Origin of the sequence: Streptomyces sp. CA-250714, assembly GCF_050936705.1 — a bacterium.
Taxonomy (GTDB): Bacteria; Actinomycetota; Actinomycetes; order Streptomycetales; family Streptomycetaceae; genus Streptomyces.
Window position 1 is genome coordinate 3,222,741 of the sequence record NZ_JBNJMI010000001.1, and the last position, 17,857, is coordinate 3,240,597.

16 protein-coding genes are annotated in these 17,857 nt (G+C 72.8%); 7 read left to right on the top strand and 9 right to left on the bottom strand.

The features are described from left to right. Positions 1 to 32 precede the first annotated feature (32 nt). A complete protein-coding gene (locus ACQEU8_RS14215; protein ID WP_433102388.1) occupies positions 33 to 1,205 on the top strand; it encodes a hypothetical protein in 1,173 nt (390 codons plus the stop codon). A 113-nt stretch (positions 1,206 to 1,318) separates the two neighbouring features. Next, complete coding sequence (locus tag ACQEU8_RS14220; RefSeq protein WP_433100498.1) at positions 1,319 to 1,888, top strand: DoxX family protein; 570 nt, start codon at positions 1,319 to 1,321, stop codon at positions 1,886 to 1,888. A gap of 26 nt (positions 1,889 to 1,914) precedes the next feature. Here ACQEU8_RS14220 and ACQEU8_RS14225 read toward each other — a convergent pair whose 3' ends face one another. Both ACQEU8_RS14225 and ACQEU8_RS14230 read right to left on the bottom strand, forming a co-directional pair. Next, entirely contained in the window at positions 1,915 to 2,130 is a 216-nt protein-coding gene (locus ACQEU8_RS14225; protein WP_433100500.1) for a hypothetical protein, read from the bottom strand. Further along, complete coding sequence (locus tag ACQEU8_RS14230; RefSeq protein ID WP_433100502.1) at positions 2,127 to 3,758, bottom strand: PspC domain-containing protein; 1,632 nt, start codon at positions 3,756 to 3,758, stop codon at positions 2,127 to 2,129. Before ACQEU8_RS14230 ends, ACQEU8_RS14225 begins: the two co-directional genes overlap by 4 nt. Positions 3,759 to 3,910: 152 nt before the next feature. On the opposite strand from ACQEU8_RS14230, the gene ACQEU8_RS14235 reads away from it, so the two are divergent. Beyond that, positions 3,911 to 5,275 (top strand): PspC domain-containing protein, encoded by a 1,365-nt coding sequence (locus ACQEU8_RS14235; protein ID WP_433100504.1) that lies wholly within the window; start codon positions 3,911 to 3,913, stop codon positions 5,273 to 5,275. After that, a complete protein-coding gene (locus tag ACQEU8_RS14240; RefSeq protein WP_433100506.1) occupies positions 5,272 to 5,994 on the top strand; it encodes a LuxR C-terminal-related transcriptional regulator in 723 nt (240 codons plus the stop codon). The genes ACQEU8_RS14235 and ACQEU8_RS14240 overlap by 4 nt, the downstream gene beginning before the upstream one ends. Before the next feature lie 37 nt (positions 5,995 to 6,031). On the opposite strand, the gene ACQEU8_RS14245 is transcribed toward ACQEU8_RS14240, so the two are convergent. From ACQEU8_RS14245 to ACQEU8_RS14260, 4 genes are all read right to left on the bottom strand, one after another. Beyond that, positions 6,032 to 6,934: a polysaccharide deacetylase family protein gene (locus ACQEU8_RS14245; protein WP_433100508.1), complete on the bottom strand. Its 903-nt coding sequence runs from the start codon at positions 6,932 to 6,934 to the stop codon at positions 6,032 to 6,034. 91 nt (positions 6,935 to 7,025) lie between these two features. Continuing rightward, positions 7,026 to 7,574: a hypothetical protein gene (locus ACQEU8_RS14250; RefSeq protein WP_433100510.1), complete on the bottom strand. Its 549-nt coding sequence runs from the start codon at positions 7,572 to 7,574 to the stop codon at positions 7,026 to 7,028. Continuing rightward, positions 7,571 to 7,867, bottom strand: coding sequence for a helix-turn-helix transcriptional regulator (locus tag ACQEU8_RS14255; RefSeq protein WP_433100512.1), 297 nt, complete (start codon positions 7,865 to 7,867; stop codon positions 7,571 to 7,573). Before ACQEU8_RS14255 ends, ACQEU8_RS14250 begins: the two co-directional genes overlap by 4 nt. 65 nt (positions 7,868 to 7,932) lie before the next feature. Continuing rightward, positions 7,933 to 8,868 carry an NADP-dependent oxidoreductase gene (locus ACQEU8_RS14260; RefSeq protein WP_433100514.1) on the bottom strand — a complete coding sequence of 312 codons (936 nt, stop codon included), beginning with the start codon at positions 8,866 to 8,868 and terminating at the stop codon, positions 7,933 to 7,935. Between the two features lie 163 nt (positions 8,869 to 9,031). Between ACQEU8_RS14260 and ACQEU8_RS14265 the strand changes: the two genes are divergently transcribed. Both ACQEU8_RS14265 and ACQEU8_RS14270 read left to right on the top strand, forming a co-directional pair. Then, positions 9,032 to 10,330, top strand: coding sequence for a LuxR C-terminal-related transcriptional regulator (locus tag ACQEU8_RS14265; protein ID WP_433100516.1), 1,299 nt, complete (start codon positions 9,032 to 9,034; stop codon positions 10,328 to 10,330). A 65-nt stretch (positions 10,331 to 10,395) separates the two neighbouring features. Continuing rightward, positions 10,396 to 11,571 (top strand): hypothetical protein, encoded by a 1,176-nt coding sequence (locus ACQEU8_RS14270; RefSeq protein ID WP_433100518.1) that lies wholly within the window; start codon positions 10,396 to 10,398, stop codon positions 11,569 to 11,571. Positions 11,572 to 11,682: 111 nt separating this feature from the next. On the opposite strand, the gene ACQEU8_RS14275 is transcribed toward ACQEU8_RS14270, so the two are convergent. Together ACQEU8_RS14275 and guaA are read right to left on the bottom strand one after the other, a co-directional pair. Beyond that, on the bottom strand, positions 11,683 to 12,882 hold the full coding sequence (locus tag ACQEU8_RS14275) for a hypothetical protein (RefSeq protein ID WP_433100520.1): 1,200 nt from the start codon (positions 12,880 to 12,882) through the stop codon (positions 11,683 to 11,685). Between the two features lie 101 nt (positions 12,883 to 12,983). Then, positions 12,984 to 14,570, bottom strand: a complete 1,587-nt coding sequence (gene guaA, locus ACQEU8_RS14280; RefSeq protein ID WP_433100522.1) for a glutamine-hydrolyzing GMP synthase — start codon at positions 14,568 to 14,570, stop codon at positions 12,984 to 12,986. A 234-nt stretch (positions 14,571 to 14,804) separates the two neighbouring features. Between guaA and ACQEU8_RS14285 the strand changes: the two genes are divergently transcribed. Further along, the gene (locus tag ACQEU8_RS14285; protein WP_433100524.1) at positions 14,805 to 15,173 is read left to right on the top strand and encodes a chorismate mutase; all 369 of its coding nucleotides are present in this window, start codon (positions 14,805 to 14,807) and stop codon (positions 15,171 to 15,173) included. Between the two features lie 793 nt (positions 15,174 to 15,966). On the opposite strand, the gene ACQEU8_RS14290 is transcribed toward ACQEU8_RS14285, so the two are convergent. Further along, the gene (locus ACQEU8_RS14290) at positions 15,967 to 17,802 is read right to left on the bottom strand and encodes a GMC oxidoreductase (protein ID WP_433100526.1); all 1,836 of its coding nucleotides are present in this window, start codon (positions 17,800 to 17,802) and stop codon (positions 15,967 to 15,969) included. Positions 17,803 to 17,857: the final 55 nt, after the last annotated feature.

The window sequence follows — 17,857 nt, forward strand, 5'->3', positions numbered from 1 at the left end:
CGCACAGCGCCCGCGAGGGCTACCGCAAGGCACTGGCCGCCTTCGTGCAGCGCCGGGACGAACTGGCCGCGGGCGAAGGCGTCCCGGTGGGGCTGGCCCACTCGGCTGGTGCCTCGCGCCAGTGGGTCTCGGACGAGCTGACCGAGGCCGCGCGCGCTGTCGCGGACCGGAGCCGCGAGGAGGGCGAGGCGTGGGTGGCGCGGCTGTGGCGGCGCACCGTACTCGCCGTATGGGCGGCTGTCGGCGTACTGGTGCTGGTGCAGCTGCTGATGGCGCTGGCCGGTGGCTGGTCGACCGGCCGGACGGCCGGCCTGGTGGCGGGTTTCGTCTCGGCCGCGCTGCTGTCCCTCGCCGCCTGGCTGCACCGGGCGCGTGGCGGTGTCCTGGCGCCGGTCATCGGCGAGGACAACCGGCTCTCCACCTCCCGTACGGTGGCTGCCGGTTGGGTGCTGCTGGCCGTCTTCGCCGTGCTGGTGCTGGCCGTCGAACTGGCTGCGGCGTCCGGCTCGGACGAGCGCCGTACGCTGCTGGCCGGGCTGGACCTGTCGCGGGGTGCGGGGGTGGTGACCGTGCTGGCGCTGACGTGCGCGGTGGCTGTGGTGGTGCGCCGTACGGTGGCCGTACGGGTGCAGGGCCGGCGGTTGCAGAAGGTGCGTGCCGACCGCCCGCACGCCGCCGATCTGCTGACGGACGACGCGGGCCGGGGCGCGTTCTCGGATGTGCAGTACGTCCTCATCAGCGCGGTAGCCGTGGTCTTCGCCGCGGTGCGGCTGGCCCGCCAGCCCGACCAGCTGCCCGATCTGCCCTGGGGGCTGGCGCTGCTGGTGGTCGTCTCGGCGGCGACGTATCTGGCCGGGAAATACGCCGAGGGCGGCCATCCCGTCGTGCTCTCGGTCGTACGGGCGCGCGAGATGGGCGACCTGCACTCCCCGATCCGTACCGGCGACGACATCGAGATCCGCGGTGCCGGCTTCGTCCCGCCGGGCGCCACCGCGGCCGACCGGCTGGCCCGTATGGTCGTGCGGATCGGCACCGTCCACGTGCACGCGCCCCTCATCCCCGTCCGCGGCGGTTTCAGCAGCCCCGCGGACAGCGCGCTGACCGTCCCGGTCCCGGTGGAGGTCGAACCGGGCCGGGTGGAGGTCCAAGTGGTCACGGCGGCGGGTGTGGAGACGAACCGTTACCCGATCGACGTGGTCGAATGACGGCTGCACGCAGGCACTGCCGAGGGGCCGTCGGACACTTGCCAGCCGGGTAGGCACAGGGGGAAGAATCGCCTCCGCACACCGAACGCGTTTGCGGAAGGCGGGAGCGACGGATGTCTGTGACAGGGCCGACAGGTGGCCGTGCCGACGACGGACCCAAGGCCGTCAGCGCCTATCCGGGACCGGTCGCCGGGGCTCCCGTGGGGATACGTGGTCTCGCCGCCAGGTACGCGCTGCTCCCGCTGCGGCTCTTCCTCGGCGTCACCTTCCTCTACGCGGGCATCGACAAGCTGACCAGCTCGGTGTTCCTCACCGGTGAGGGGCCCGATTCGCTCGCCGGGACGCTGAGCGCCGTGCACGGCTCCGCGGCGGCTCCCTGGCTGGTCGAACTGGCGCAGCAGAGCCCGCAGGGGTTCGGTACGGCCATCGCCGTCGGCGAGATAGCCGTCGGACTCGGCACACTGTGCGGACTGTGGGCACGGGTGGCGGCGGCCGGCGGGGCGCTGCTCTCCCTCTCCCTGTGGCTGACGGTGAGCTGGGACAGCGATCCGTACTACTACGGCAACGACCTGCCCTACTTCATGGCGTGGCTGCCCCTGGTGATGGCAGGAGCGCCGATGTTCTCGCTGGACTCACTGCTGGCGGTACGCAGGCGGCGCAAGGGGCAGCAGATATTCGGCTAGCGGCGGCAGCCGGTCCCCGGTCCGCCTCAGTCGCGCAGCTCCCGCCGCCGGGCGACCGAACGCCGGACCAGGAACGTCGCCAGCGCCGTGAGGCCCGCCAGTATCAGCGAGACCGGCACCACCACCAGCAGCACCCAGAACGGGACGTCCACCTCGCCCGCGACGTCCAGCAGACAGACCACCGCGACCGCGCCCATGGCGAGCCCGAGCAGCAGCCGGGAGGGTTCGAAGCGGTGCCTCATCGGGCCCCTCCCGTCGGAGCCTTGCTCGGTGCGGTCGTCGTCGGCGGCGTCGGCGTGCTCGGTGTCGCCGGTGCGGTCGGAGTCTCGCTCGGTGCCGCCGGTGGCCGGCTGGGTGCCGGCGGGGTGTCCGGCACCGAATCGTTGTCGGAGCGCGCGCCCGAGGGCAGCTCCCGTACGATCTCGGCGCGGCCCACGCCGACGCTCAGCTTCACCACGACCGTGCCCTTCGCCTTCTTGCCGTCGAGCGGATGCAGGGTCAGCTTCCGCTTCGTCCCCAGGCCGCTCGCCTTGTCGAAGACGACCTCTCCGTCGCCGTCCAGGGCCCGCGGAAATCTCATGTCCCCCACGCCGACGTCCGCTCTCACCTCGACCACCGCGTCCGTCGGTACGACCACCTTCATGTCGCCCGCGCCGACCCGGGTCTCGGTCCGCAGCGTCTGGCCCGCCTTCAGTCCCGTTCCGCGCAGATCGAGTTCGCCGGAGCCGGACCCGAGTGCGTACCGCCGGTCGACTTCCTTGGCCGCCGTGGGCACCCAGCGGGTCTCGCGGAAGTGTGTGCTGATGTCGTCGGGCAGCGCCGCCGCGCCCGCCAGCAGTCCGGCTGTCAGTACGACGCAGACGATGGTGCCCGGCCCGGTACGGCCGACGAACGCGCTGATGGCCAGGCCGAGCCCGAAGACGGCCAGCGCGCAGCTCAGCCCGATGGTGAGGGTGGCCGCCAGGGGGTGGGTGTTCCAGGCGACGGCGGTGGAGATGCCGCCGACCAGCAGCGCCAGCAGGAAGGTGAGCCCGCCCAGCGAGAACCCGCCGCCCTGACGGCTCTCGGCGGGCGGCCCTCCGCCGGGGGTTCCGGCGGCGACGGGGGCCCTGGGCGGCGCACCTGGACGCTCATGGGCGCTGGGCGGCGCGGCGTACGGGAGGGCGTCCTCGGGCCCCCACAGATAGCCGGTCGCCGCCCCGGCCCGGCCCCAGGCGGGACCGCCCTTGGTGGCCCCGGCCTCCTTGGTGATCGGCTCCCGCCACCAGGAGGCAGGGGCCGGGACGGGGGGTGCCTTCGCCTCTGGGGGCGCGTCGGCGACGGCGTGCGCCGTGGCGGGGTCCAGCTGCGCACCCTCGGCACCGGCGGCCTCGACCTGCCGCCGGTGCTGCGACCAGTACGCCGCGCCCGCGACCACGCCGATCAGCAGCACCGAGTAGGGCACGCTCCGGTTGCCGAGTGAGGCGAGGAAGAGGCCGCAGCCCACCAGCGCGACCAGGATCGCCGACAGCGAGCTGCCCTCCACCCGGCCGGACAGCAGCCGCCGCCCCTCGTTCTGCGTCTCCCCCTCGGCGGGGATGAGCAGCCAGGCGAACCCGTAGAAGATGAGGCCGAACCCGCCGAGGACGGAGAGCACGACCAGCGGCACCCGGAAGATCACCGGATCGAGGTCGAAGTACCGCCCGAGGCCGCCGCACACGCCCCCCGCGACCTTGTGCGTACGGCTCCGCCGCAGCTTGCCCTGCCGAGGCCGGGGCACCGGATTGTGCGCGCCCCAGGTGCCGGACCCGCCGCGTGAGGTGCCGGCCCCGCCACGTGCCCGGCCGACGCCCTCGGCGTGCTCCGCCGCGTGCTGCTCCTCCTCGCTCATAGCCCCTATGGTCGCGCCCCGGGCACGGGGAGGCATCGGGGGCCTACCCCGAGCGATCCCTGAGATCCGGGACCGGGCTCCGGGACCGGCTCCGGGGTGGCTCAGGGCTCAACCCTGATGTCCGGCCGGGCCGGTCGTGTGACGATCGGAGCATGACAGCGCCCGCCTCGCCCGCCCCCGAGACGGCCCCGCAGGGACCCGGAGCCCCTGGACACGGAGCCGCCGCCTCGGAGCCGCCGACCGAAGACCCGCCGCTGCGCAAGCTCTACCGCAGCGCGGAGGGCCGGATGCTCGGCGGGGTGGCGCGCGGGCTCGCGGGGCACCTGGGGCTGCCCGTCTCCTGGGTGCGGATCGTCTTCATCGCGCTGAGCCTCGCCAACGGCCTCGGGGTGCTGCTGTACGCGGCGTTCTGGTTCGTGGTGCCGCTCGGTACGGGCGGGGTCGGTGCCGGGCACCGCACCGGTGCCGCAGGGCTGTCCGAAGCCGTCACCGACCCCGACGGGCTGCGCCGCCGCATCCTCCGGAAGCCCGACAAGGGCCAGCTCATCGCCGTCCTGGCGCTGATCGTCGCGATCTTCATCACCGCGGACAACCTCCAGTTCGGCGCCGCCAACACCTATCTGTGGCCGGTCGTCCTCATCGGCATCGGTGTCGCCCTGGTGTGGCGCCAGGCCGACAACTCCCGCCGCGCCCACTGGGCGGAGGTCAGCCGCCGTACGCGGCTGCTGCCGATCGCGCGCAGTGCGGCCGGTGTCGCGCTGGTCGCCGTGGGCGTGACCGGCATCGTCGTCGTACAGGGCTCGGTCAGTCATCTGGGTTCGGTCCTCCAGGCGGCGCTCGCCGTGCTGGTCGGCATCGCGCTGATGGCGGGCCCGTATCTCGTACGGATGATGCAGGACCTGTCCGAGGAACGGCTGATGCGCATCCGGGCCCAGGAGCGGGCCGAAGTCGCCGCGCACGTCCACGACTCGGTACTGCACACCCTCACCCTGATCCAGCGCAACGCCGACAAGCCCCGCGAGGTGGCGCGGCTCGCCCGTGCCCAGGAGCGAGAGCTGCGTGCCTGGCTCTACAAGCCCGCCGACGCCGCGGGCGCCGCCGCCGAGGAGGAGGACGAGCCCAAGACCCTCGCCGAGGGCGTCAAGGCCACGGCCGCGGAGGTCGAGGACCACCACGGGGTGCCCGTCGAGGTGGTCTGCGTCGGCGACTGCCCGCTCGACGAGGCGCTGGGCGCCCAGCTTCAGGCCGCACGCGAGGCGATGGTCAACGCCGCCAAGTACGGTGGCGAGGGCGGCGCGGTACAGGTCTTCGCCGAGGTGGAGGGGCGTACGGTCTTCATCTCCGTGCGGGACCGCGGGCCGGGCTTCGATCCGGACGCCGTCCCGGAGGACAGGATGGGTGTACGCGAGTCCATCGTCGGCCGGATGCGGCGCAACGGCGGCACGGCGCGGCTGCGCACCGCACCGGGCGAGGGGACAGAGGTCGAGCTGGAGATGGAGAGGGCGGCGGAGTCGTGACCAACGAGGCGACGGCGAACGAGCAGCAGGGCGACGGCGGCAGCGACCCCGGAGGGGAGCGCCGGGTCCGGGTCGTCCTGGTCGACGACCACCGCATGTTCCGCGCGGGCGTTCAGGCGGAGATCGGCCGCACCGACGAGACGGGCGTGGACGTGGTCGGCGAGGCGGGCGACGTCGACCAGGCGATGACGGTCATCGAGGCGACCCGTCCCGACGTCGTCCTGCTGGACGTCCATCTGCCGGGCGGCGGCGGGGTGGAGGTGCTGCGCCGCAGCGCCCCGCTGATGGGCGACGCGGAGCAGCCCGTCCGCTTCCTGGCCCTGTCCGTCTCGGACGCCGCCGAGGACGTCATCGGCGTCATCCGCGGCGGCGCGCGCGGTTACGTCACCAAGACGATCACCGGCGACGATCTGGTCGGCGCCATCTTCCGGGTCGCGGACGGCGACGCCGTCTTCTCGCCGCGCCTGGCGGGCTTCGTCCTGGACGCCTTCGCGTCCTCGGACGCCCCGCCCGTGGACGAGGACATGGACCGCCTCACCCAGCGCGAACGCGAGGTCCTGCGCCTCATCGCCCGCGGCTACGCCTACAAGGAAGTCGCCAAGCAGCTCTTCATCTCCGTCAAGACGGTCGAGTCCCACGTCTCCGCGGTCCTGCGCAAGCTTCAGCTGTCGAACCGTCACGAACTCACGCGCTGGGCGACGGCGCGGCGGCTGGTGTAGAACGGGCGCGAAAGCGCACCGTGCTGCGGCCGACCCGTCACAGCTGGGGCCGGACGCAGGTGAAGCCGCGGGCCCGGAGGACGGGGAGGTAGCGGTCGACTGCGGCGACCGTCTGGTGGCGGGGGCCGCCGCCGTCGTGCTGGAGGACGATGGCGCCGGGGGTGGCCCGGTCGGTGACGTGGCGGACGATGCGGGCGGTGCCGGGGCGGGCCCAGTCGAGGGTGTCGAGGGACCAGCCCATGGGTTCCATGCCCAGGTCGGCGCAGACTTCGAGTGAGGGCGGGTGCCAGGCGCCGTAGGGGGCGCGGCACCAGCGGGGCGGAGTGCCGACGACGCGGTCGATCAGCTCACTGGTGCGGCTCAGGTCGGCGCGTACGTCGGCCGGGCGCATCCGGTTCAGGGGATGGTGGGCCCAGGAGTGGTTGCCCACCACATGGCCGTCGGCCGCGATGGCGTTCAGCAGACCGGGGAAGGCGGCGGCGTTCTCGCCGACGACGAAGAATGTGGCCTGCACACCGTGCCGCCGCAGCACCTCCAGCAGCCTGGGGGTGTTCTCGGGGTGCGGTCCGTCGTCGAACGTGAGGGCCAGTACGCGTCCGCCCGCGGTTTCGGGGAGGGTCGTTTCCGCCTGGGTGTGGACCGGGGGGTGGGCCGCGGGTTCACCCATGGAGGTCTCACCCGCGAGGGGACGCAGGCGGTAGCTGTCCGGTGCTGCCCTGGCCAGGTGCGGTGCGCCGCCCGCGGCGCGCGAGCCTGTTCGCGGGCCCGTCCGTGCGCCGGGGGCGGGGCCTCCGGGAGCGGGCGCCCTCGCGGCATGGCCACCGCCACCGGCGTCTTCGCCGGTGAGCGCGGCACCGACGCCCACGATCCCCGCCGTACCGGCACCGAGGCCGATGTACAGCAGAGCCCTGCGCGAAACAATATGACTATCGGATCGCATGATCTTTGGTTAGCACCGGCACAAGGCGGACTCCGGGAGCCGCGCGCGGCGATTCCCGGAGTCCCCTCGAACGGCCCAGCCGTCCCGCCGCTCAGGCCGGCGGCGCCACCTCGTCGTCCTCCGGCTCGTCCTGCACCCGCAGGGCCGCGATCCACAGCGGCAGCAGCCGGTGCAGCGCCCAGACGACCAGCCCGGTGGCGGCGAGCGGGACGGCGAGGCCGGCCATGGAGCTGTCCGCGAGCCAGGCGATATAGAAGCCGAGCAGCGCGGCTGTCATCACCCAGGAGTTGATGCGGTACGCCCTGGCGTGCACCTCGCCGCGCTCGGCCACCTGCCGCTCGTCCAGCACACGTACGCGCAGTTCCAGCAGGCCGCGGGTCATGGAGTTGAGGAGGCCGGTCAGCGGGACCCAGACGACCAGCGCGACCAGCAGGGCGGCCAGCGGCCAGGCGGCGGCCCACGCGTAGGCGCCCACCATGCCCGCCAGCCCCACGGCCGTCGTCACCATGTGCGCCACCACGATGCGCAGCCGCGCGGCGCGGGTGGCGTGGTAGCGCTTGGTGCGCGGGTCGTTCATCGTCTTGAGCAGCCACTTGTCGTGGCGCGTGGCCCGCCCGTCGGCGTGGGTGCTGATGCTCATGTGGTGGTCCTCCCCGTGGTTCGCGCGTTGGTGCCGGTCGTGTCCGGGGCGCTGCCCGTGCCGTACACCTCGTCCGTGAGCGGGCGGAACGGCTCCAGGGAGAACAGGGCCTCCACCGGCAGCCGGAAGTAGGCGGCGATGCGCAGCGCCAGATCGAGACTCGGGTTGTACTGCCCGCGTTCGATGTAGCCGATCGTCTGGTAGTGCGCACCGACCGCTTCGGCCAGCGCCTGCCGGGACACCTTCCGCTCCGCCCGCACGACCGCCAACCTGTTGTGTACGTGCTCGCTCATGTATAAGAAGTACTATATGCGGCAGCACCTGCGCAACATCGGAAGGCCGGGCAGGCGTCCGCGGATCACCGCACCACCAGCACCAACTTCCCCCGGACATGGCCGCGTTCGCTCTCCCGCATGGCTTCGGCGGCCTCCGTGAGCGGGTAGAGGCGGTGCACCGGCAGCCGAAGGCCGGCCGCGAGGTGCAGCGCGGTCGCCTCCGCCAGTGCCCCGGCGACATCGACGCCCTCGCCGCCCTCCGCGAAGCGCACCCCGTGGCGGGCCGCCTCGGCGGGATGGGTGAGGGTGACGACCCGCTCGGTGCCGCCCGTCAGCTCGATCGACGCCTCGATGGCGCCGTCCCGCCCCGCACCGTCCAGTGCCGCGTCCACCCCCTGCGGGGCTACGGCGCGCACCCGTTCGGCCAGCCCCTCCCCGTAGCTGACGGGCACGGCGCCCAACTCGCGTACGTAGGCGTGGTTGCGCTCGCTCGCGGTGCCGATCACCCGGATCCCGCGGGCCGCCGCGAACTGGAGGGCGAGTGTGCCGACGCCGCCGGCTGCCGCGTGCACCAACAGCGTCTCGCCCGGCTTCAGGCCCAGCATCGTGAAGCAGCGCAGCGCCGTCTCGGCGGAGGACGGCACCGCGGCTGCCTCGGCCCAGCCGAGCTGGTACGGACGGCGGGCCAGGTTACGGGCCTCGGCGAGCGCGTGTCCGGCGTAGCTTCCGGTCAGCGTCCAGCCGAACACCTCGTCGCCGACGGCGAGTTCGGCGACCTCGGGACCGACTGCCTCGACGACGCCGGCCGCCTCCAGCCCGGGCACATGCGGCAGCGGCAGCGGGAAGAGGTCCTGCATCTCCCCTCTGCGGATCTTGCAGTCCAGCGGATTGACCGCGGCCGTCCGTACGGCCAGGCGGACCTGGCCGGGCCCGGGGTCGGGCAGTTCGACCTCCCTCGGGGCGAGGACGTCGGCGGGGCCGAAGCGGTCGAAGGCCATGGCGCGAGTCGTCGATGGCATGCGGAAGTGCTCCCTCGTCGGACGAACAGTGGCGCACCGTCGGACGGACAGTGCGGCACCACTGTGCGTGCCACCGTCCCGCCACCGGGCCCGTCGTACGGCCGGTCGGCGCCTCCCCCGACGACCAGGCACGCCCCCGCGGCAGCGCCGTACGGTGGGGCGGGTGGAACGCCGCTGGACGAGTACCGAGGACGCGCTGGACCGGGTGACGGAGATCGTGGCCGCGCCGCTGCCCCAACTGCTCCAGCGCACCTCGCGGGTGCTGCGCGGGTTGGTGCCGCACACCGCCGCGGCACAGCTGAGCGAAGTCTGCGCGTACGCGCCGAGGCAGTCCGCCGGTACGGACAGCGCGCTCGCCGGCCGGATCACCGCCGCCGAGCTGGGACAGCTCGCGGTCCTGGTGCCCGTGGGTACGCCGTGGCAGGGCGAGGCGGTGCTGGCCGGCGCGCCCCGTGCCGTGCTCGGTGTCGCCTCGGCCCCGCGCGGCAAAGGGGGCGCGCTGCTGGCCCTCACCGGCCTCGGCGCCCAACCGGCCCCGGTACCCGGCGACATACTGCGCACCGTGCAGCGGGTATGGGACCTGGTGACCGTCTACACCTACCAACTCAGCGCCGAGGCCTACCCGGAGCGCACCGCCGTCTCCCGCGCCGCGGCGGCAGCGCGGGCGACAGCGCTGGCGGAGCTGGCCGACGCGCACGGCGCGGCACTCACCGGCGTCCTCGCGGCGTTGAGGGCGCCCTCGCTCGACGACGCGGCAGCCCGCGCGACGGCCACCGAACTGGCCGTCGAAGCGCAGGCCGCGCTGCGGCGGGCGCCGTACTGGAACCGCGAACTGAGCGAGGAGCCCGCCGACGACGCCTTCCACCGCGCGGCACGCGAGTTGCGGCCGCTGTTCCGCCACCACACGGCGCGGCTCGTGCTGCGTGCGCCGGGCAGTACGCGCTCCGTACCGTCCGACACCGCGCACACCGCACGCGCCGCCGTACGGGCCGCGACGTCAGCGCTGCTGGAACAGGAGGGGATGGAGCGGGTGCACGTGGGGTGGTGGCTGGAGAACGAGGAACTGCGGGCCACCGTACGGGACGACGGGCCGGGGCGGCTGCGCGCCGCGGAGGCCGTCACCCCGAACGTCACCGAGCGCGTCGCGGCGCTCGGCGGCACCCTGCACGTGGACGCGGTGCCGGACTGGGGGACGACGGTGACGGTCACCCTGCCGCTGGCCCCCTCCGCGCCTGCGCCCCGGCGCCCTGCCGACAGCACCCCGGAGGGCCTGGACGCGCTCCACCCGCGCGAGGTGCATGTACTGGAGCAGATCGCCCTCGGGCGCCGCAACCGGGAGATCGCCGGCACGCTCGGCATCAGCGAGTCGACGGTGAAGTTCCACGTCTCCAACATTCTGGCCAAGCTGGGCGTCACCACCCGCGGCGAGGCCGCCGCGCTGACCCGCGCCTGGGGGCAGTGACGCCCGGCTCGGCCGCCGGACAGCCGCACTCCGCGGCCGAGGAGCCGCCCGGGTACCCTCACCCGGTGTCTCTCCTCGGCCGGATACGCGGCGCCGCACGGCGCACCCAGCTCCTCGTACTGAGCGGCGTCCTCGCCCTCGCCCTGACCGCCGTCCTCCTCCCGCTCCTGCTGCTCGGCGGGGAGGATACGCAGACGTGCCGACAGGCGCCTGTTTCCGCCCGCGCGCTGGCCCGCGACCCAGGGCGGGCCGCGAAGGCGCTGGACCCGGGCCCGGACATCACCCGTACGGGACCGCTCAAGCATCTGCTGCGCACCGCCGGCGCCCCCCTGTGCGAGGGCGCGGACGGTACACAGCTCGCGGGCCGCGCGCTCGTCGCGGCGACGACCGGCCGCACCGCCGACGACCAGCACAAGCAGGCCCGGCCGCATACCGAACGGTCGGCACGCGTCGCGCACGCCGCCGTGCTGCTGCTCAGCGAGGGCAGTAAGAGCTATCTGCCCGACTTCCCGCTCGGGCTCAACCCCTTCCTCGCCCAGATGTTCGCCGCGTACATCCAGGACACCAGCAGATCGGTGGCGTACGGGGCGCCGCACGACTGGCAACACCCCACCGCCACCGCCGAGGAAGCCGAATTCGGGGACGGCAGCGGCAACTGGGCCACCCCCTTCCCCCACAAGTACGATGTGCACGTCGTCTTCCCGGAGTTCGAGCGGGCGCAGAAGGTGGTGCGCCGGGTGGCCGCCTCACCGCGTGCGTTCGCCACGCTGTACGACGCCGAACGCGCCCGCTTCGCCTGGTACCTGGAGCGGCTGACCGACGGCGCACAGGAGCCCGGCGACAAGCCCAAGGACGGGTTGTCGTCCACCGAGATGGAGCTCGAACAGAGCGCCACCTTCGTCGCCGAGCTCATGGCCTCCCGTACGCTCGCCGTCAAGGAAGAACTCGCACCCTCCCTCGCCGAGTTCGACCGCGCGGTACTGCGGCACACCCGCGGCCTCTACCACCCCGCCGACCACCGAATCCGCAGCCGGCCCTCGTCCGCCACCCTCGCCCAGCGCCACCCCGACGCGTCCGCGGGCAACGGCAAACGGGCCGCCGAACGACTGATGGACGGCAGAGTCCAACTCTTCGCCGTCTTCGACACGTGGACCCGCCAGCGCGCGATTCCTGCGGGGCACGCCGAACGTCTCCGCATACAGATGGATTCGCGGTACGCCAACGCCCTCAACCTGCCCTGACGCGTACTTCGCATGGGGGCTGCGCCCCGAAGGGGCGCGGGGAACTGCGCGCCCAGCCACAACCCACCGGCAGCCGGCGGACGGCAGACAGGGGCACCCCCTCCCGCCGGATCAGCCCGCGCCGGGCAACCGAAGCTGCGTACAGCCGCGCTCCGCGCTCTCCTTCTCGGCGAAGGACGCGAGGATCGCACGCATGGCGCCGCGATCCAACTGCTCGCGGCTCAGACTCTGCTGCCCGTCCGACTGGTCATCCGGCCGGCTGACGGCAAGTTGGAAGCCGGCCGCCCGCCCCCCGCACCGTGCCGTTGCCCAACCGGAGGTATCCGTGAGCCATGGCCGGGTCCGCGACTCGTCCGTACGCGCGCCGCTGAGGCCGGCCTCGCCGTACATCACCCGCTGCGACCATTCCCCGTACAGGCCGTAGAGCGAGACCACCGGGCTGTGCGATTCGCCGTCCTCGTCGCTGCCGGACGGCCGTACCAGGCAACTGGTCATCGGGCCGCGCCCCTTGGGGATCCGGAGGTCGACGGACCAGCCCGCACCCTGGAACGGATCGCGGGCGAGCGCCGCGCATGTGGTGCCCGCAGCGCGTGCGGACGGTACGCCGTCGGGCTCGGCCTTCTCGGTGTCCCGCGCCGGAACGCGCAGCGGCTCGGCGTCGCAACCGAGCTTCTCGGCCGCCTTGTTGGCGACTGCCGCACCCGCGCGGACCAACTGGTGCGGCTCGGAGCGGTGCCCGGACAGCACGTTCACCAGCAGCTGCCCCCGGTGCCCGGCGGCGTCCTTGCCGCGTCCGGGGCACTCCGGCATCAGCGTCACACCGGCCAGCCGGGACTCGAACCCCGGCAGTCCGGCGGGGAGCGCGGCCGCCGGGTGCACCCCGTCGTCCCTGAACTCCCGTACGAGCTCGCTGTCGATGTCGTCGCGGCGGCTGTAGACGCGGATCTCCAGGACCCGTTCGTCCTGCTCGTTCACCACCTCGCAGCTGTAGCGCCCCAGGTCGCTGTCGGTCTCCGACTTGGAATCGCCCAGGTGCGCCTCAGCGTTGCCCGTGGTGGCCCGCAGGGTGTCCAGGCTGCCGTCGGGCAGCGCGCCGTCGCACGCGTCCGAGGTGATCAGCTGGTCCTTGACCGTGGGTGTGACGGCCCACCCCACGCCGCCGAGCGCCAGCACGCCGAGGCCGCACCACACGGCGATCCTCGTACGGCGGCGACGCCGGTCGCCGCGCTCCTGGAGGAGCCGCCACCGCTCACGCCGCTCGGCCTCGGTCTCCGTCTCGTCCCGCTGCTGCTTGCCCTCCGCATCCGACACCCCGGCACCGTATCCCAGCCCCGAACCCGCCCCGAACACACGTATGCCCCGGGCTCCTGGCGGAGGAGCGCGGGGCACACGGCGTACTGCTCAGCGGGAGCTCACTCCCACTCGATGGTCCCCGGCGGCTTGCTGGTGACGTCCAGCGTGACCCGGTTCACCTCGGAGACCTCGTTGGTGATCCGCGTCGAGATGCGGGCCAGCACGTCGTAGGGCAGCCGCGACCAGTCGGCCGTCATCGCGTCCTCCGAGGACACCGGACGCAGCACCACAGGGTGACCGTAGGTGCGGGCGTCGCCCTGGACGCCGACGCTGCGGACATCCGCGAGCAGCACCACAGGGCACTGCCAGATGTCCCGGTCCAGACCCGCGGCCGTCAGCTCCTCGCGGGCGATGGCGTCCGCCTCCCGCAGCAGGTCCAGCCGCTCGCGGGTGACCTCGCCGACGATACGGATCCCCAGGCCTGGGCCCGGGAACGGCTGCCGCTGGACGATCTCGTCCGGCAGCCCGAGCTCCTGCCCGACCATCCGCACCTCGTCCTTGAACAGCTTGCGCAGCGGCTCCACCAGCTCGAATTCGAGGTCCTCGGGGAGGCCGCCGACGTTGTGGTGCGACTTGATGTTGGCCGCGCCGGTGCCGCCGCCGGACTCCACCACGTCCGGATAGAGCGTGCCCTGCACGAGGAACGCCACCGGCTCGTCGCTCGGCGCCTCGGCGACGATCTCCGCCTGTGCCTGCTCGAAGACCCGGATGAACTCCCGGCCTATGATCTTGCGCTTCTGCTCCGGGTCGGAGACTCCGGCCAGCGCGTCGATGAAGCGGTCGGCCGCGTCCACGACCTTCAGCTGGACGCCGGTCGCCGCGACGAAGTCCTTCTCGACCTGCTCGGTCTCGCCCTTGCGCATCAGCCCGTGGTCGACGTACACGCAGGTCAGCTGGTCGCCGATGGCCCGCTGCACAAGCGCGGCGGCAACCGCCGAGTCCACCCCGCCGGACAGTCCGCAGATGGCGCGCCTGCTGCCGACCTGGGCGCGGATCGCCGCCACCTGCTCGTCGACGATGCTCTCCGTCGTCCAGGACGGGGACAGCCCCGCGCCCCGGTACAGGAAGTGCTCCAGCTCCTGCTGGCCGAACGTGGAGTGCATCACCTCGGGGTGGTGCTGCACGCCGTACAGCTTCCGCGCGTCATCCTCGAACGCCGCGACCGGCACCAGATCCGTGGACGCCGTGACGGTGAAGCCCTCCGGCGCCGCCGAGCAGGCGTCGCCGTGCGACATCCACACCTGCTGCTCGTCCGGGGTGCCCTCGAACAGTGTCGAGGACGACTTGGCGACGGTCAGCTGGGTACGGCCGTACTCCCTGCTGCCGGTGTTGTCGACCGTGCCGCCCAGCGTCGTCGCCATCAGCTGGAAGCCGTAGCAGATGCCCAGGACGGGGACGCCCGCCTCGAACAGCGCACGGTCGAGGGAGGGCGCGCCCTCCGCGTACACGGAGGAGGGGCCACCGGACAGGATGATCGCCTTCGGGTTCTTGGCGAGCATCTCGGCGACCGGCATGGTCGACGGCACGATCTCGCTGTACACCCGCGCCTCGCGCACGCGGCGCGCGATGAGCTGGGCGTACTGCGCGCCGAAGTCGACGACGAGAACGGTGTCCGGAGTGTTGCTCTCGGACGGGTTGGAAGCCACGAAGCTGATGCCTTTCGGCGGTGAAGCGGGGGTTCACCACCGATGATAACGGTGCCCCTGGGGGGCCGAGCCCGCCGCTGGAGGGGTGGCATACTGGGCGCATGCGCATGCGGAACACGTGGTTTACCTATGGCACCGGCCCGGCCGGCTGCCATGGTCGTCGTTCTGTGTGAGAGAAGCCACATACGAACTTCCCCAGGCGCCCCGGGCCGGTCAGGCCCGGGGCGCCTGTGTGTGTCGGCCCGGTCCGCCGCAGCCCGCGGGCTCCGTGAGCCGAGGAGCACGCAGCAGATGACTACGACGAGCACCAGCACCAGCACCGAGGCGGCGCCCGCGCCGGAGGCGTCGATCGCGGCCCAACGCGCCCGGATCGACGCGCTCGACGCCCGCCTGATCGCGCTCGTACGCGACCGTATGGAACTGTCCGACAGCATCCAGCAGACGCGGATCGAGTCGGGCGGGCTGGGGGCACCCCCGGACGGAGTCTGGGGGAGGGTGCAGCTGTCCCGCCAGATGCAGATCCTCGACCACTACAGCGCGGAGCTAGGGGCGCCGGGCCGAGAGCTGGCCCGCACACTGCTGCGGCTGTGCCGGGGGCACTAGGTCGGTGGGGCTGCGCCCCGAAGGGGCGCGGGGAACTGCGCGCCCAGCCACAACGCGCCCGCAGCCTGCGGACGGCAGCAAGGGGCACCCCCTACCCAGCACGGGGCGGGGCCCTCACCCGTACGGCGCGTGACCGCCCCGAAGGGGCTTCGTTGGACCCGGTGTCCCTGATCTCCGCCGGGCGCCCGGCGGCGAGCGGGGCGGCGTCACCGGAGCGATGAGACGCCCGTCCTCCCCGGGAGGGGAGACGCCGGGTGTCGTGGGACCTCGCTCCGGTGCTGTGACCGGACGGCAGGGGACAGCAGCCCGGTCACGACAGCGGCCGGTCCCGGGGACGCTCTGGGCCGGCCGCTCCGCGGCTCTCCCAGCTCTCCCGGCTCTTCAACGGCCTCCGGATGCCATGCACCGGCCCCGCACGGGATCTTTGCCAGAACCTGAGAATCCCTCTCCGTCGAAACGGTTGCGCGGGGCGCGGCGTATCCAGCACGATGCAGAGAGTCGACGAACAAACCGCCTGACCACAAGGCCAGTTGGTGGACCGTGGCACACTTCTGCCATTGGTTCGACCAATCCGGCGGCGCTTCCCCCCGGCGCCGCCCTCAGCACAGGCGCTGCCCTGACGCCGGTGCTGACCCAAGGGCCCCGCGGCTGCCGCCACCCACCCGGTCGGCGCCCGGGGCCCTTCGTCGGTGCCCACCTGCGAGGCTGCCGCCGCTCACAGCTGGCCGAGAGTGAACTCCGGTACAGCTCCCACCAGTTGGGCACCACCAGTGCGGCGCAGCCCCCCAGCACATCACTCGGCAGCCGGCTGCTCCGGCACGGCTGCCACATCCTGTGGAGCCCTCCGCTCCGGCACGGCCGGGACCGGCAGCAGGGGAAGCCGCAGCGCCCCGAAGGCGCCGTCCGGTACGGCGGGGCTGCGGGGGACGACCGGTGTCAGCCGTTCGTACGGGCGGTCCTGTGCGGGACGGCTGTCCTCCTCACCGTTGTTCGGCCAGAAGGCCATGGCGCGCTCGGCCTGTGCGGTGATGGTGAGGGACGGATTGACGCCGAGGTTGGCGGAGACCGCGGAGCCGTCGACGACGGAGATCCCGGGGTGTCCGTACAGCCGGTGGTAGGGGTCGACGACGCCGTGCTCGGGGCTGTCGCCGATGGGGCAGCCGCCCAGGAAGTGGGCGGTGAGGGGGGTGCCCATCAGCTCGCCGACGTTGGTGCCGGGGAAGCCGTTGATCTCCTCGGCGAGCGCGCTGGCGGCCTCGGCGCTCTCCGGGATGTGCACGGGGTTGGGCGCGCCGTGCCCCTGCCGTGCGGTGAGCATGCCTTTGCCGAGGCCCTTGTCCTTGCGGTAGGTCGTCAGCGAGTTGTCGAGGGTCTGCATGACGAGCCCGATGATGATGCGCTCGGACCATTTGCGCGCGGACAGCGAGCGCAGGAACAGCGCCGGGTGCCGCAGGCAGGTGAAGACGTGGGCGAGAGCGCGCGGCAGCAGTGTGTTCTGCCGTACCTGGAGGGTGGTCAGGGCGCTCATGGAGTTGGAGCCCTTGCCGTAGCGGACGGGTTCGATGTGGGTGTGGGCGTCGGGGTGCACGGAGGAGGTGATGGCGACGCCCTTGGTGAAGTCGAGTTCGGCGTCCTTGCCCCACTTCTTGCGGTACCGGCGCGGCACCGTCTGCGCCCCGACCAGCGCTTCGGAGTTGGTGCGCGTCAACTCGCCCAGGCGGGGCGACAGTCGTGGCAGGGTGCCGGCGTCCTTCACCCGGTGCAGCAGCTTCTGGGTGCCGTACGTACCGGCGGCCAGCACGACGTGCCGGGCGCGCAGGATGTGCGGCTTCCCTCGCCGTTTGTCGGTGCGTACGGTCAGCACTTCGTAGCCGTCCGCGTCCGTGCCCGGGGTGCGCTCCCGGATGCCGACGACGGTGGTCAGCGGGCGGATCTCGGCGCCGGCCCGCTCCGCGAGGTGGAGGTAGTTCTCGTTGAGGGTGTTCTTGGCGCCCCGGCGGCAGCCGGTCATGCACTCGCCGCACTCCACACAGGCGGTGCGCTCGGGGCCCGCGCCGCCGAAGTACGGGTCGGGGACGGTCTCGCCCGCGCCCGCCCGTACCGTGCCGTCCGCGTCGTCACCGTCGCCGAAGAAGACGCCGACCGGCGCCAGATGGAAGGTGTCGCCGTAGCCGAGCCGGTCGGCGGCGGCCTTCAGATGGACGTCGGAGGGGGTGGTGGTGGGGTTGAGGCGGACGCCGAGCATGCACTTGGCCTGCTCGTAGTAGGGCGCGAGTTCGGCCTGCCAGTCGGTGATGTGGCCCCACTGGCGGTCCTCGAAGAACGGCTTGGGGGGTACGTAGAGCGTGTTGGCGTAGTTCAGCGAGCCGCCGCCCACCCCGGCGCCCGCCAGGATCATGACGTTGGCGAGCAGATGGATGCGCTGGATGCCGTAGAGGCCGAGCGAGGGCGCCCACAGGAAGTTCTTCAGGTCCCAGGAGTTCTTGGGCAACTCCTCACGGGCGAAGCGCCGCCCGGCCTCCAGCACACACACCCGATAGCCCTTCTCGGTCAGCCGCAGCGCCGAGACCGAGCCGCCGAAACCGGAGCCGACGACGACTACGTCATAGTCGAAACGTTCCTGGGACACGAATACCTCCGGTTCTGCGGGGTGACGCCAACGGGTATGGGAGCGCCCCCATAAG